The sequence below is a fragment of the Urechidicola sp. KH5 genome (genome assembly GCF_054661455.1).
The window spans coordinates 174,033-187,648 of sequence record NZ_BAAFSW010000001.1 but is presented as its reverse complement, the minus strand read 5'-3'; the positions used below and the strand labels follow the sequence as shown (position 1 = coordinate 187,648).

Annotated in this window: 13 protein-coding genes; 9 read left to right on the top strand and 4 right to left on the bottom strand. The window is 34.6% G+C overall.

The annotated features are described in order from the left end of the window. Positions 1 to 4: 4 nt before the first annotated feature. Together ACYQ5R_RS00900 and ACYQ5R_RS00895 are read right to left on the bottom strand one after the other, a co-directional pair. Positions 5 to 385, bottom strand: coding sequence for a Rid family detoxifying hydrolase (locus ACYQ5R_RS00900; protein WP_460189019.1), 381 nt, complete (start codon positions 383 to 385; stop codon positions 5 to 7). Positions 386 to 396: 11 nt separating this feature from the next. Then, positions 397 to 3,042 carry a putative LPS assembly protein LptD gene (locus tag ACYQ5R_RS00895; RefSeq protein ID WP_460189018.1) on the bottom strand — a complete coding sequence of 882 codons (2,646 nt, stop codon included), beginning with the start codon at positions 3,040 to 3,042 and terminating at the stop codon, positions 397 to 399. Positions 3,043 to 3,193: 151 nt separating this feature from the next. Between ACYQ5R_RS00895 and ACYQ5R_RS00890 the strand changes: the two genes are divergently transcribed. The 9 genes from ACYQ5R_RS00890 (at position 3,194) to ACYQ5R_RS00850 (ending at position 10,823) form a co-directional block, all read left to right on the top strand. After that, complete coding sequence (locus tag ACYQ5R_RS00890; RefSeq protein ID WP_460189017.1) at positions 3,194 to 4,303, top strand: N-acetylmuramoyl-L-alanine amidase family protein; 1,110 nt, start codon at positions 3,194 to 3,196, stop codon at positions 4,301 to 4,303. Between the two features lie 58 nt (positions 4,304 to 4,361). Then, entirely contained in the window at positions 4,362 to 5,315 is a 954-nt protein-coding gene (locus ACYQ5R_RS00885; protein WP_460189016.1) for an MlaD family protein, read from the top strand. Positions 5,316 to 5,320: 5 nt separating this feature from the next. Further along, on the top strand, positions 5,321 to 5,692 hold the full coding sequence (locus tag ACYQ5R_RS00880; RefSeq protein ID WP_460189015.1) for a hypothetical protein: 372 nt from the start codon (positions 5,321 to 5,323) through the stop codon (positions 5,690 to 5,692). Positions 5,693 to 5,694: 2 nt separating this feature from the next. After that, positions 5,695 to 7,026 carry a 4Fe-4S dicluster domain-containing protein gene (locus tag ACYQ5R_RS00875; RefSeq protein WP_460189014.1) on the top strand — a complete coding sequence of 444 codons (1,332 nt, stop codon included), beginning with the start codon at positions 5,695 to 5,697 and terminating at the stop codon, positions 7,024 to 7,026. A 48-nt stretch (positions 7,027 to 7,074) separates the two neighbouring features. Further along, positions 7,075 to 7,521 (top strand): LNS2 domain-containing protein, encoded by a 447-nt coding sequence (locus tag ACYQ5R_RS00870; RefSeq protein WP_460189013.1) that lies wholly within the window; start codon positions 7,075 to 7,077, stop codon positions 7,519 to 7,521. A gap of 16 nt (positions 7,522 to 7,537) precedes the next feature. Beyond that, the gene (locus ACYQ5R_RS00865) at positions 7,538 to 8,317 is read left to right on the top strand and encodes a (Fe-S)-binding protein (RefSeq protein WP_460189012.1); all 780 of its coding nucleotides are present in this window, start codon (positions 7,538 to 7,540) and stop codon (positions 8,315 to 8,317) included. A 46-nt stretch (positions 8,318 to 8,363) separates the two neighbouring features. After that, positions 8,364 to 9,260, top strand: coding sequence for a 1,4-dihydroxy-2-naphthoate polyprenyltransferase (locus ACYQ5R_RS00860; RefSeq protein ID WP_460189011.1), 897 nt, complete (start codon positions 8,364 to 8,366; stop codon positions 9,258 to 9,260). Between the two features lie 95 nt (positions 9,261 to 9,355). Then, positions 9,356 to 9,691: a hypothetical protein gene (locus tag ACYQ5R_RS00855; protein ID WP_460189010.1), complete on the top strand. Its 336-nt coding sequence runs from the start codon at positions 9,356 to 9,358 to the stop codon at positions 9,689 to 9,691. A gap of 97 nt (positions 9,692 to 9,788) precedes the next feature. Next, a complete protein-coding gene (locus ACYQ5R_RS00850) occupies positions 9,789 to 10,823 on the top strand; it encodes a transporter (protein WP_460189009.1) in 1,035 nt (344 codons plus the stop codon). Positions 10,824 to 10,951: 128 nt separating this feature from the next. On the opposite strand, the gene ACYQ5R_RS00845 is transcribed toward ACYQ5R_RS00850, so the two are convergent. Then, positions 10,952 to 13,135, bottom strand: a complete 2,184-nt coding sequence (locus tag ACYQ5R_RS00845) for a xanthine dehydrogenase family protein molybdopterin-binding subunit (protein ID WP_460189008.1) — start codon at positions 13,133 to 13,135, stop codon at positions 10,952 to 10,954. A 2-nt stretch (positions 13,136 to 13,137) separates the two neighbouring features. Further along, the gene (locus ACYQ5R_RS00840) at positions 13,138 to 13,593 is read right to left on the bottom strand and encodes a (2Fe-2S)-binding protein (protein WP_460189007.1); all 456 of its coding nucleotides are present in this window, start codon (positions 13,591 to 13,593) and stop codon (positions 13,138 to 13,140) included. Positions 13,594 to 13,616 lie beyond the last annotated feature (23 nt).

The following is a 13,616-nucleotide window of genomic DNA, read 5'->3' as shown; positions in this document are numbered from 1 at the left end:
TTAGTTATTGTACTGCAATAACAGAAATTTCAACATTAACAAACTTAGGTAAATTGGCCACTTCTACAGTTTCTCGAGCTGGTGCAGTTATAGGGTCAAAGTAACTTCCGTATACTGTATTTACAGCACTAAAATTATGCATGTCTGAAACAAAAATACTAGATTTAATTACATTTTCAAAAGTCATATCAGCTTCAGCTAATACCGCTTTCAAATTTTCCATTACTTGTTTCGTTTCTACTTCAATATTAGTTAAAACCAATTCATTAGATATAGGATTAATGGCAATTTGACCAGACGTATAAAGCATATTTCCAACGAGTATAGCTTGATTGTATGGTCCAATAGGAGCAGGTGCGTAAGGAGTATTGATAATCTTTCTCATAGAATTTAAGTTTAAAATAAACGTCTATCTGGTGTTTGACGTTGATCGTATTTAACGTCGCTTAAGATTCCTGATTTTATACCTATATAGAAATTATAGGTGGTTCGAGGTCCAAAAGGTACCCAGTTAAAATTCATTTGCCAACTGTCTAAATCTCTATTAAATCGTAACTGCGTGTAGGTAAAACCACCTTGTTTTATGTCGTAACCAGAACTAAAGCCAACTTGCCATTTTGGAGTTAATTCCACATCTCCAGAAAACATGATAGAGTGCGATGCAACTTCGTTTTGTCTTGCAGTATTGTTATAATTAAAGGCATATGCTAAGCGCATACTCCATGGAATTTCTGCATTGTATAATTTAGCTTTCTTGGTATCTCCTTCATCATTATTGTTGGAAGGATCATTTGATGCAGTCATATTTTCACCAAAAATCCCATCAGAACCCGTTGGGTCTCTTTGGCTAGTACCCCCTGCATTGGAATTAGTGCTCTTATCTCCTCCCTTTTTAAAAGTATCGTTATTTAATGTGTAGTTTGCCGTAAGACCAGCATTGGTTAACCTAAACAAGCTTCCGCCATTGTCAATATTAAACTTATCAATTTTTCGACCATTGACATCAATAGCGTATGGGTCAAGGGTAGCTCTAAGGTTTATAACCATTTTATTGTTAAAAAGGTTTGCGCCAGTATTCATGCTTAATGGGCTCCACTTTAGCGAATCTGCTGCCATATTATAACTTGTAGCCAGATTTAAATTGTTTAGAAGTTTTATTTTCTTTGATTCTGTTTCGGTTGAATCTTTAGGTTTTACTTTTGCTTCGAGAGTATTAGCTATTGCAATTCCAATACTATTCGATAATCCGGTAGAAGGCCCACCATAAATTCCAGTTTCAAAAGGTGAATATTCAATTAGATCCAATGGGTCAGAGCTTTGTTGTACTTCTTCATAGTAAAAACCGAAGTCTGGTCTATAAGTGTAAGAAATACTAGGTCTCATAGTATGTCGAACAGCTTCAAGTCGTCCTTTTTTTAATTTTAGATCCCCATACAAAGTTGTACTGATTGATGCACCAACATTATATTCTCTAAATGAAGTGAATCCTCTAATTGTATCAGTTACAATTTCAGCTAAATCGTTATCATAATTTTTCTCAACTTTATCAAAATACCATACTTCTTGGTAGCGAGCATTAGGCGATAAGGTAAAGTGTTTAGCAATTTTCATATTGGTGCTTAATGCTACATCTTGTTGAATACCAGCGCGAGCATCCTCAAACATTTCTCTTTTAAAAAATTCTTCGTCTGAAGTATTAATTCTGTAATCACCGCGCATGTTATAAACAACACCCATATTGTGGAATGCATTGGTTTTTGATCCGTTTTTTGGAGCGAATGGATAGATACGATCCATACTCAATTGCATAGAAGGTAAATTCATAATAATACTTTCTGTATTCGTATTTTGAGAATGTGTCATAGAGGCCGACATATTAAAAGGAGAGCCAACAAACCTTTTTTGCCAAGAAACAGATGAATTTAGTGTATTATTTAAAAATGAATTACTGTTATATTCATTAAGTGATTGCCTATAATATTTACTACTACCTAAATTTACACTAGCCGAGAATCTTGAGTTCGGATTTGCTTTTGAATCCTGACTATGATTCCATCGAATGTTATAATTTGAACTCTGAGCAAAGTCATCTAATCCTCTAATACCACTGTATAAATTTTCATATCTAATATTGAAACCTCCACTAAATTTGTAACGAACAACATAACTACTTTGCGCCCCAAGAGCCCAACTACTATTCGTGTATATATCCCCAGTAATGGCTAAATCAAAATAATCGCTAAGTGCTAGATAGTATCCTCCGTTTTGTAAGAAAAAACCTTGCTCTCTACTGTTTCCGTAAGAAGGTAATATTAATCCAGAAGAACGGCCTTTTGTCAATGGAAAATAGGCAAATGGCAGCACTACAGGTGTTGGTACTTCTGCAATATACATTTGAGAGGTTCCAGCAACAATTTTCTTTTCAGGTATCATTTTACCACTGTTAATTTTAATGTGGTAATCTGGTGGTGATTTTTTTGAAGTAGTCAAGATAATATCACGCACATAAATTGTTGAATCATTTACTTTTTTTGTAATGGATGTGTGTGTTTCAAAACCTTCTAGAGAAGCATCTGTACCCCAGGCTATTAAGCGTTCGGTTTTGTAATTCATTTTAATAGTGTCGTGGGTCGATTCTTGACCCGCCTGATTAACTATAGGTCTTTGTGAATAGCCAGTACTATCTTTAATGCCATAAGCCGTTATTATATTTGTTTCGTGATTTATTGTAATATGTCCAGCTTTAATATTGACATCTCCATAATCAACCTCAGCTTCATCATACAATGTTATTAATGTTTGCGTAAAATCTTCTGTAATTCTGCCTTTAGCATTATGAGTAACAATATTGTCTAAAGCACCTTTTGGTTTGGGTATACTATCTAAGGAAAGCGAATCTATTGGTTGGGCTGCGATACTGTCTCTATTGATAATGGTTTGATTTACAGAGCGAAGCGAGCTTTTTAGAACTGTATTTTGAGCCAAGGAGGTCAATACCTGTGTGCAGATAAAAATGAGGGTTAGAACAGATTTGTTTTTCAATATTCGCAATGCTATGACCACTTTGTTGTTTTGCCTATAAAACTGGCTTGAAATTTGATAATTTTAGTACATTCGTAATGATTATATTTATTGAATAATAACCAAATTTTCAACGCCTCCTACAGGGGGCAAAAATAATTAAAATTAATTGATGAACTTACAGAAGCTCGACAAATTTAATACCAAAACGAACTGCTTAGTGGTTTTCGTATTTATTATTTTATGTACGTTTTATCAACCGGTCATTTTTGCTCAAAAAAAGACGTATACTGTTGTTTTAGATCCTGGTCATGGGGGTAAAGATCCAGGGAAAGTTGCATTTAAGAAATACAAAGAAAAGGATATTGCCTTGGCAATTGTTTTGAAATTAGGTGAATTACTTGAGAAGGAATCACATATTAATGTGATTTACACGAGAAAGAAAGATGTTTTTATTGATTTATGGGAACGTGCTAATATGGCTAATAGAGTTGATGCAGATTTATTTGTCTCTATACATTGTAATGCGCATAGTTCTCAAGCCAGCGGTGCTGAAACTTGGGTTCTTGGGTTAAATGCTAGCAAGCAAAATATGGAAGTTGCAAAACGTGAGAACGAAGTAATTTTATTGGAAGATAATTATGAAGAAAAATATCAAGGCTTTGATCCAAATAGTCCAGAATCTCTTATAGGTTTAACTATTGAGAATGAAGAGTATCAAGACCAATCACTTCAATTAGCTAGTATTGTTCAGAATAATATGGTGAAAGATTTAGGTAGAAAGAATAGGATGGTGAAACAAGCGGGTTTTGTTGTGCTTTTTCATTCATACATGCCCAGTATATTAATTGAAACAGGTTTTTTGACGAATAAGAGTGAGGGGCAATATTTATCTTCCAAGAATGGCCAATTTGCTTATGCCACGTCTATAGCTAAAGGGGTTAAAGAATATTTAGGTCAAATCGATTTAAATACGGTAGTTGACGAAATTATGCTTGAGCCTATTGAAGAATCTGTAAATACGTCAATTGTATTTAAAGTTCAGATAGCTTCAGGGAAAAAGAAAATTGCTGAAAAACCATACAATTTTAACGGATTGAAAGAAGTTCATCGAGTAAGAGTTTCTGGGGCATATAAATATTATCTAGGCGAAACACATAATTTTGATGAGGTTAAAGAATACCAGCAACTAGCTCAGAGTAAAGGGTATAAAGACGCCTTTATTGTTGCATTTAAAGACGGTGAAAAAATTTCGGTTACCGAGGCTTTAAAATCATTGTAAATGGCAACAATCCTTCGTTAAAAAATCACTATTATTGTTTTTTAAAAACAAAGCTATTTTGAAGATTACCAGAGAACTTAAAACAGGAATCGTTTCAGTAGTAATTATAGGTCTTTCTATTTGGGGCTTTAATTATTTGAAAGGACAAGACTTATTTAATAGCGCAGATGTAACGTATTTTTCTGAATTCGATAATGTTCAAGGACTTAACACTGCAAGCATTGTTACTATTAACGGGCTTCAAGTAGGTAAGGTTGAGCGTATTAAATTTATGGACGAACCTGGTAAAAATGGAAAGTTATTAGTTGAGTTTGGTGTTGAAACGAATTTAGAATTTTCTAAGAATAGTACAGTTAAAATATACAGCACCAGTATAATGGGTGGTTCTGCTATTGCAATTCTTCCTTCGTATGAAGGAGAAAAGGCAGTTTCAGGTGATAAATTTGTAGGGACAATTGAAGCAGATTTAATGAGTTCTGTTTCTGAAACATTAACACCCTTAAAGTCTAAATTAGAAAATGTTCTTGTAAGTGTAGATTCTGTTATGTTGGCTGTAAACCAAATAATGGATTACGAAACAAGAAAAAATTTAAAAGAATCTTTCGCTAAACTTAATAATACTTTGTCTGGTGCTGAGAGCTCCTTGGCAACGGTAGATTCCATCTTGACAGGTAATAAAGATAATATTGACAAAAGTTTAGGGAATTTTAAAAAATCTACAGAAAATTTAGTAGCCATTACAGACTCCTTAGCTGCGGCTAACCTTGGTGCAACAATAGAAAAGTTAGATAGTACAGTTACTTCATTTAATGCAATTTTGGCCGAAGCTCAATCTGGTGAAGGTACTCTAGGTAAATTTTTAAAAGATGAGGCTGTTTACAATAACATAGAAAACGCTACAAAAGAATTAGAAGAGTTATTGCGCGAAATGAAAGAACATCCAAAACGTTTTGTTCACTTCTCAGTTTTCGGTAAAAAGGATAAAGGATATCAACCTAACGAAGAAGACTAGTGCCTATGTTGATTGAGACTATTCCTTTTAATACCTCTGCAGGTAAGTTAAAGCGCTTATTAGAAGATGATGAAAAGACAAATACTTTAAAAGATAGCATGAAAACCGAAAGCTTTTCTAGGGTTTTGAAAATAAAATACATAGAAGCTTTAAAATATGCTAAAAAACTAACGAACGCGTCAGAAAGTCTATCAGAATCTGACATTGCTGTTCTTAAAATAGTAAATTTGTCCGATAGAGAAATACTTGATAACAATCAAGTAAAGGCATATTTTAATTATGCCAATAGAAAAGTATTAGGTAGTTCGACTAAAGGAGATATTTTAGGTTTGTCACCTAATGATAGTAAAGACAAACATAATTGGAATCATCAGTAACTATGCAATATATTGATAACATAGCGTTTGCCATTTTGCTCATTTTGAGTATAGGCTTCTTTGCTCGTAATGTGAGTAAATTAAAACGCAATATTTCCTTAGGTAAAGATGTAGATAGGTCAGACAATACAAAAGAGCGTTGGTCCTTAATGACGCGTTTAGCCTTAGGGCAAGGTAAGATGACAAGAAGACCAATTTCTGGTATTTTACACATCATTGTTTATGTAGGATTTGTCATCATTAATATTGAAGTTCTTGAAATTATTATTGATGGTCTATTTGATACACATAGAGTTTTAAGCTTTATGGGAGGTTTTTACGATTTCTTAATTGGTAGTTTTGAAATTTTGGCCTTTTTAGTATTGGTATCTGTAATCCTTTTTTGGATAAGAAGAGTTGTCATGCGTATTCCACGATTCTGGAATAAAGAAATGAAAGGCTTTCCAAAGAATGATGCCTTGTACATTTTGTATTTTGAAATGGTTTTAATGACGTTATTCTTGTTGATGAATGCGGCAGATTTAAACTTGCAACAAATTGGTGGTGAAGATTCACATTATTCACAGGTAGGAGCTTATCCAATTAGCCAATACATTGCACCTTTAATTGAAGGTTTAGGATATAAAGGACTCATTATCTTAGAACGTAGCGCTTGGTGGTTACATATTGCAGGAATTTTAGTGTTCTTGAATTACTTGTATTATTCTAAGCATTTACACATTCTATTAGCATTCCCTAATACATTCTTCGCTAATCTAAATCCAAAGGGTCAATTTACAAATGATGCAACAGTAACTAAAGAAGTGCAAATGATGATGGATCCAAATGCAGATCCATTTGCAGCACCAGCTGAAGGAGAAGAAGAGGAAATGCCAGAGAAATTTGGGGCAAGTGATGTAACAGATTTAAACTGGGTACAACTTTTAAATGCTTACACATGTACAGAGTGTGGTAGATGTACCTCTTCATGTCCTGCCAATCAAACTGGTAAAGAATTGTCTCCTCGAGCTATTATGATGAAAACGCGTGATCGATTAGAGGAAGTAGGTAAAAACATAGATAAAAACGGAAGCTTTCAAGATGATGGCAAGCAACTGTTAAACGATTATATCACTCCAGAAGAACTTTGGGCATGTACTAGTTGTAACGCATGTGTAGAAGAATGCCCAATAAGTATAGACCCACTTTCTATTATTATGGATATGCGTAGATATTTGGTGATGGAGCAAAGTGCAGCACCTCAAGAATTAAATATGATGATGACCAATATTGAGAATAATGGTGCGCCATGGCAGTACAACCAAATGGATAGGTTGAACTGGAAAGATGAATAAACAACAAACAACCCAAAATAAGTTTATAAACACAACTAAAAAGTTAGAATGAAAACAAAAACAAACAAGGAGTTAAGCGAGTTGAAAGATGCTGAAGGGAATTTATTGAGTCCTGTATTGGCAGATGGTGTAAAGAACTATTTGATCGATATTGATGGAACAATAACAGAAGATGTGCCAAATGAAGAGCCAGAGCGTATGGGAACTTGCGAGCCTTTTCCTGATGCTTTAATTACATTGAACAAATGGTACGACGAAGGTCACATTATTTGTTTCTTTACTTCTAGAACGGAAGAGCACAGAGAGATTACTACTGAGTGGTTAAATCGTCATGGATTTAAATTTCACGGTTTGTTAATGGGTAAACCAAGAGGAGGTAACTATCATTGGATAGACAATCACTTGGTTAGAGCTACTAGATATAAAGGTAAGTTTACCGATTTAGTAGAGAAAGAAGTTACTATTGAAGTATTTGACGACGGAACTCACGATTAATTTTAAATAAGCATTTATGGTAGTACCTACAATGGCAGAAATGATGGCACAAGGTAAACAACCCGAAGTACTATTTTGGGTAGGGTGTGCTGGAAGTTTTGATGATAGAGCAAAGAAAATAACAAAAGCTTTTGTAAAGATTTTACAGAAAGCCAATGTTGATTTTGCTGTTTTAGGTACTGAAGAAAGTTGTACTGGTGATCCGGCCAAACGTGCAGGGAATGAAATGGTTTTTCAAATGCAAGCCATTACCAATATAGAAGTTTTAAATGCTTATGAAATTAAGAAAATAGTAACAGCGTGTCCGCACTGTTTCAATACTATAAAAAATGAATATCCAGAATTGGGTGGGACGTATGAAGTAATGCATCACACCCAATTTTTAAAATCATTGTTGGCAGATGGTAGAATGACCATTGAAGGCGGACAATACAAAGGGAAACGTATTACTTTTCATGACCCCTGTTATTTAGGTAGGGCTAACGATGTGTATGAAGCACCAAGAGAGCTTATTCAAAAATTGGAGGTAGAATTAGTTGAAATGAAACGTTGCCGTATAAATGGTTTGTGCTGTGGTGCTGGTGGTGCTCAAATGTTTAAAGAACCTGAAAAAGGGAATAAAGACATTAATGTAGAGCGCACAGAAGAAGCTATTGAAACCAAACCAAACATTATTGCTACTGGTTGTCCATTTTGCAATACAATGATGACCGATGGTGTAAAAGCTACTCACAAAGAAGACAGCGTTGAGGTTCTTGATATTGCAGAACTAATCGCAAATGCTGAAGATTTATAAAACATAGTCACACGCTGAATTTATTTCAGTTTTTCAAGAATAGATTATGCTTAAAAACTACATTCAAGCAGCTCGTTTACGGACCTTACCACTTAGTTTATCCGGAATTATTTTAGGGAGTTTTATCGCCAACTCAGATGGTCATTTTAATTGGAGTATTTGTGTGCTTGCATTAATAACTACTGTTGGTTTTCAAGTACTTTCTAATTTTGCCAATGATTATGGTGATGGAGTAAAAGGAACCGATAATGATGACCGCATAGGACCTGAACGGGCATTGCAAAGTGGTGCTATATCACCAAATCAGATGCTTAAGGCTATTAAAGTCACCGCCGCTTTTACTTTAATAGTTGCGATAGCTTTAATTTATGTTGCCTTCGGAAAAGAAAACTTTGCTTATTCATTAGTGTTTTTTGCTTTAGGTATAACTAGTATAGTTGCAGCTCTTAAGTATACCATGGGTAAAAACGCTTATGGCTATAGTGGTTTAGGAGATATTTTTGTGTTTTTGTTCTTTGGTTTGTTAAGTGTTTGCGGATCTTATTTCTTATATGCTAAAGAATTACCAATAAGTATTTTCTTTCCTGCATGCTCTATAGGATTATTGAGTGCTGGTGTTTTGAATTTGAATAATATGAGAGATCGAGAGTCTGATGAGAAATCTGGTAAACGAACATTAGTAGTTAAAATAGGAGCTGAGTTCGCAAAGTATTATCATTACTATTTATTAGTTGCTTCGTTTTTATTTGCCTTATTGTTTGTAATGATTCGCTTTGAAAGTGCGATTAATTTCTTGTTTTTGATTGCCTACATTCCAATTTTTAAACATTTATATACCGTTTATAAAGTTGAACAACCAAAAGATTTTGATCCAGAACTTAAAAAACTTGCTTTAAGTACGTTTTTGTTTGCCGTTTTAATGGGGCTTTCATTCTTCATTTAATTTTAGAGTTTTTCTTTTTTTAATATTGATTGAATTCTATATTTGCTGCAAATTACCCCCTAGTGAAGAGTCAATTAATTGGCAACTTTTTTTACATGCTGTACATTCTGGCAATGCTTCAACCAGTAATGCCTTTAATTGAGTACAATCTTAATAAAGAATATATTGTTAGTGTACTTTGCGAGAACAGAAACAAACCAGAATTGGGTTGTAATGGTAAATGCTACATCGCAAAAGAAATAAGTAATTCACATAACCACCAAGAGCATGAAATTCCGGCAATAGATTTGAGCAAATACCCAATTTCTATTGTTGAATTAAATAACGATTCTAACAATTCGTTTTCTTTATTCTTTAAGCATCGATATTATTATACTCTTAAGAATACTCAAGACTATCAAGAAGTAATACTTAAACCTCCAACAGTTTAATTTTTCAATTTAGATTTTTTTGTCATTGTCAAGATGACTCTTTCAACTGTTCATTGGCTAACAGATGAGGTATTTTATTGAATAAATTAAACAAAACATGAAAAATTTTATAAAACTATTCGTGCTAATTTATAGCACAACAATTTTTGCACAACATTCAAAAGACACAATTAATAAGTGGAATGGAAATAGACCTGATGGTCATGCTCCAATTTCAGTTATGGGAGATCACATGCATTCTAAAGGAGATTGGATGTTTTCTTATAGATATATGAATATGCAAATGAAAGATATGATAGAAGGAGATAAAGAAGTGTCCGCAGATTACGTTCATAGTTTAGGGTATATGGTGGCGCCAATAGAAATGACTATGCATATGCATATGATCGGATTTATGTATGCTCCATCTAACAAGGTTACTTTAATGGCAATGTCAGGTTATGTAGATAATTCAATGGGCTTACAAATGCGTCAAATGACTGGTATGGTAATGCCATTTGAAACAGCTTCTTCTGGTTTTTCTGATTTAAAAGTATCTACATTATATAAGTTTTTTAACAATAATCGTCAATCAGTACATGGTCTCCTTGGACTTTCTATACCAACAGGATCTATAGAAGAAAAAGATGTTACACCTATGTCTTCACCGGAGAAAGTATTTTTGCCTTACCCAATGCAAATAGGATCAGGAACCGTTGATGCTCATTTAGGGTTGACGTATTTAGGTCAGAGAGAATTGTATTCTTGGGGAAATCAGTTCCGAACTATTTTAAGACTTGGCGAGAATAGTTATGATTATACATTGGGACATCAATATCAATTAAATAATTGGTTCGCTTATAAAGTAAGTAATTGGATTAGTTTATCAGCTAGAATTGATGGCTTATGGGTTTCAGAGATCAGAGGTGAGCACAGTGAGTTAAACCCAATGATGGTAGCAACCGCGGATACTGATAATTCCGGTGGTTTTGCACTTAATAGTGGTTTTGGTGCTAATTTTTACATTCCGGATGGTGCATTTAAAAACATGCGCCTTGGGTTAGAGTACGTAATACCTTTGTATCAAAATATGAATGGAGTTCAATTAGGTACTAAAAGTACCCTTACTATTGGATTGCAGTATGCATTGTAAAAACAAAAGGGCAAACATTTATGTTTGCCCTTTTTATTAGTTAGGTTAGTTGATTTTTGATGATCAAATCTAACCTCTCAAAATCGTAATTGCAATACTCAAATTGAGTATTTTAATCCAACTCTATATTATATTAAACCATAATCTGATAATGGTAAATTTCTATAACGCTTACCTGTTGCTTTAAAAATTGCATTTACAATGGCTGGTGCAATTACAGGAACTCCTGGTTCTCCAACACCAGTTGATTTTTCATCACTATCAATAATTTCTACATGAATTTCTGGTGCATCTGGCATACGAAGCATTCTATAGTCATGGAAGTTACTTTGTTCTATACCGCCATCTTTTGCCGTTATTTTTCCATAATAGGCTAATGACATACCAAATATGGCAGCACCTTCCATTTGAGATTTTACAGTGTCTTTGTTAATAGCAACACCACAATCAATAACAGAATGAATTTTGTGTACTTTTAATTTTCCATCAATAACTGATACTTCAACTACCGAGGCAACATACGACAAGAAACTGTATTGAATCGCAATACCTTGCGCATGACCTGCTGGTAAATCTTTACCCCAATCAGCATTTTTAGCGACTGTTTTTAAAACATTTCTGAATCGTTTGGTAGTCCATTTATATTCGCCTTCACCACCTTCTGTACGATCTTCATCTCCAAGTAGATTCAATCTAAAATCAAGAGGATCTTGATTTGCTTCATGTGCTAATTCATCAATAAAAACATTTACTGAAAACCCATGAGGTATATTGATTACAGATCGCAACCAACCTATTCGCACATGAGCAGGAGATTTACCCGTCTCAACACGCATATCTTGTATATTGTATGGTAAATTAGAGGCACTTGACACTTCCCATCCTTGTGGCTCGTCTGTACCTGGCATAAAAGTAGACATGATAGATGGCAACGCAAATCTGTGTAACCACCCTGAAACATTTCCGTTTGCATCTAAGCCAGCTTTCATATATTGTGCAGATGTGGTATGGTAATAACTGTGTTTAATGTCGTCTTCACGAGTCCAAACAACTTGCACTGGATGTCCTAAAGTTTTTGCCAAAGCTACAGCCTCAACGATAAAGTCAGGTTTTGATTTTCTACCAAAACCACCACCCAAAAAAGTAACATTAATCGTTACATTTTCTCGATCTACTTTTAAGTATTCGGCAACTTCAGTCCGTGCTGTTTGTGGATCTTGAGTAGGAGCCCAAACCTCACAAGTATCTCCGTTAACTACTGCAACAGCATTTGGCACTTCCATTGGGCTATGCACTAAATGTGGCGCTTGATATGTAGCTTCAACTGTTTTAGCGGCTTTGCTAATTGCTTTATAGGCATCTCCGGTATTATGTGCTTCTTTTCCTTTTTTATGAACATTTTTCGTAATCATGTCCATATATTTCTTTGAATCATAAGAACCATTGGCCCCATAATCCCATGTAACTTTAAGTGCTTCTTTTCCTTTAAAAGCAGCCCAGGTATTCGAGGCTACAACTGCAACACCACCTAAAGCGCCAAAAGGTCTGTCTACACGCGGGAGATTCACAACTTTTTCTACTCCTTTTATTTTTAAAGCATCAGTATCATCAAAATCTTTTACCGTACCAAAAGTAGCAGGACAACGCTGTATAGCTACAAACTTCATATTGTCTACACGCTTATCTAATCCAAAAACAGCACTACCATTTGCATAAATGGGTACGTCTATACCTGGTAGGTGTTTACCAATATATTTAAATTGATCTTTGGTCTTGTAAGTTACTTCTTCTGGAACTTCAAGAGTTTTGGCAATTTCTACCAAATCACCAAAAGCAATTTTTTTACGACTCTCTTTTTTATGAACAAAATGGTCTTCAGCATACACTTCTGATAATGCGACTTCCCATTTTTGTGCAGCAGCCATTTCTAGCATTTTTCGAGCTTTGGCACCCATTTCGCGCATGGCTTCATAGAGGTATCGTATACTTCTAGACCCATCGGTATTCTGATCGCCATATTTCTTATCACCGGTTGCTTGCTTAATTGAAACACGATTCCAATCAGCTTCCATTTCATCTGCAATAACTGAAGGTAAAGAGGTGCGTACACCATTACCCATTTCTGATCTAGAAGCAACAAGAATCAAGCTTCCATCAGAATTTAATTGCACAAATAAATTTGGGTTGAACTCTATTAATTCTTTTGGAGTATCAGAAAAAGCACCTGAATTACATGCTAAAACCAATCCACTTGAAGCCAAACCAACACTTTTGATAAAACTTCTTCTACTTATATTTTGAACTACTCCCATGGTTACGAATTTTTAAGTTCAACAGTATGAGTAATTGCATTCTTAATGCGTTGATAAGTGCCACATCTACAAATGTTTCTCACCATTGCATTATCTATATCCTCTTCACTAGGATTCGGATTGTTTTTTAACAATGCAGTTGCTGTAATTAATTGTCCTGGTTGACAGAACCCACACTGAGGAACATTAAACTTTACCCAAGATTCTTGTAGCATTTTAAGATTTTTGTCATCACCCTCAATGGTCATTATTTCTTTGCCATCAGCAAGTGATACTGGTATTTGACACGCATTGGTTGCTTGTCCATCCATTAAAACCATACATGCGCCACATAAACCTTGTCCGCATCCGTATTTAGTACCGGTATATCCTATTATATCTCTAATTGCCCAAAGCAGGGGCATATCAGCATCGACATCTATTTGATGTTTTTCTCCGTTTATATGAAGTGAAGCCATAAGTTAGTAGTTTAGATTTGCTT

Bases quoted from the DNA above. Each gene is read 5' to 3' on its own strand.
- ACYQ5R_RS00900 (WP_460189019.1), bottom strand. From the start codon at position 385: ATGAGAAAGATTATCAATACTCCTTACGCACCTGCTCCTATTGGACCA.
- ACYQ5R_RS00890 (WP_460189017.1), top strand. From the start codon at position 3,194: ATGAACTTACAGAAGCTCGACAAATTTAATACCAAAACGAACTGCTTA.
- ACYQ5R_RS00880 (WP_460189015.1), top strand. From the start codon at position 5,321: ATGTTGATTGAGACTATTCCTTTTAATACCTCTGCAGGTAAGTTAAAG.
- ACYQ5R_RS00875 (WP_460189014.1), top strand. From the start codon at position 5,695: ATGCAATATATTGATAACATAGCGTTTGCCATTTTGCTCATTTTGAGT.
- ACYQ5R_RS00870 (WP_460189013.1), top strand. From the start codon at position 7,075: ATGAAAACAAAAACAAACAAGGAGTTAAGCGAGTTGAAAGATGCTGAA.
- ACYQ5R_RS00865 (WP_460189012.1), top strand. From the start codon at position 7,538: ATGGTAGTACCTACAATGGCAGAAATGATGGCACAAGGTAAACAACCC.
- ACYQ5R_RS00860 (WP_460189011.1), top strand. From the start codon at position 8,364: ATGCTTAAAAACTACATTCAAGCAGCTCGTTTACGGACCTTACCACTT.
- ACYQ5R_RS00855 (WP_460189010.1), top strand. From the start codon at position 9,356: ATGCTGTACATTCTGGCAATGCTTCAACCAGTAATGCCTTTAATTGAG.
- ACYQ5R_RS00850 (WP_460189009.1), top strand. From the start codon at position 9,789: ATGAAAAATTTTATAAAACTATTCGTGCTAATTTATAGCACAACAATT.
- ACYQ5R_RS00845 (WP_460189008.1), bottom strand. From the start codon at position 13,135: ATGGGAGTAGTTCAAAATATAAGTAGAAGAAGTTTTATCAAAAGTGTT.
- ACYQ5R_RS00840 (WP_460189007.1), bottom strand. From the start codon at position 13,593: ATGGCTTCACTTCATATAAACGGAGAAAAACATCAAATAGATGTCGAT.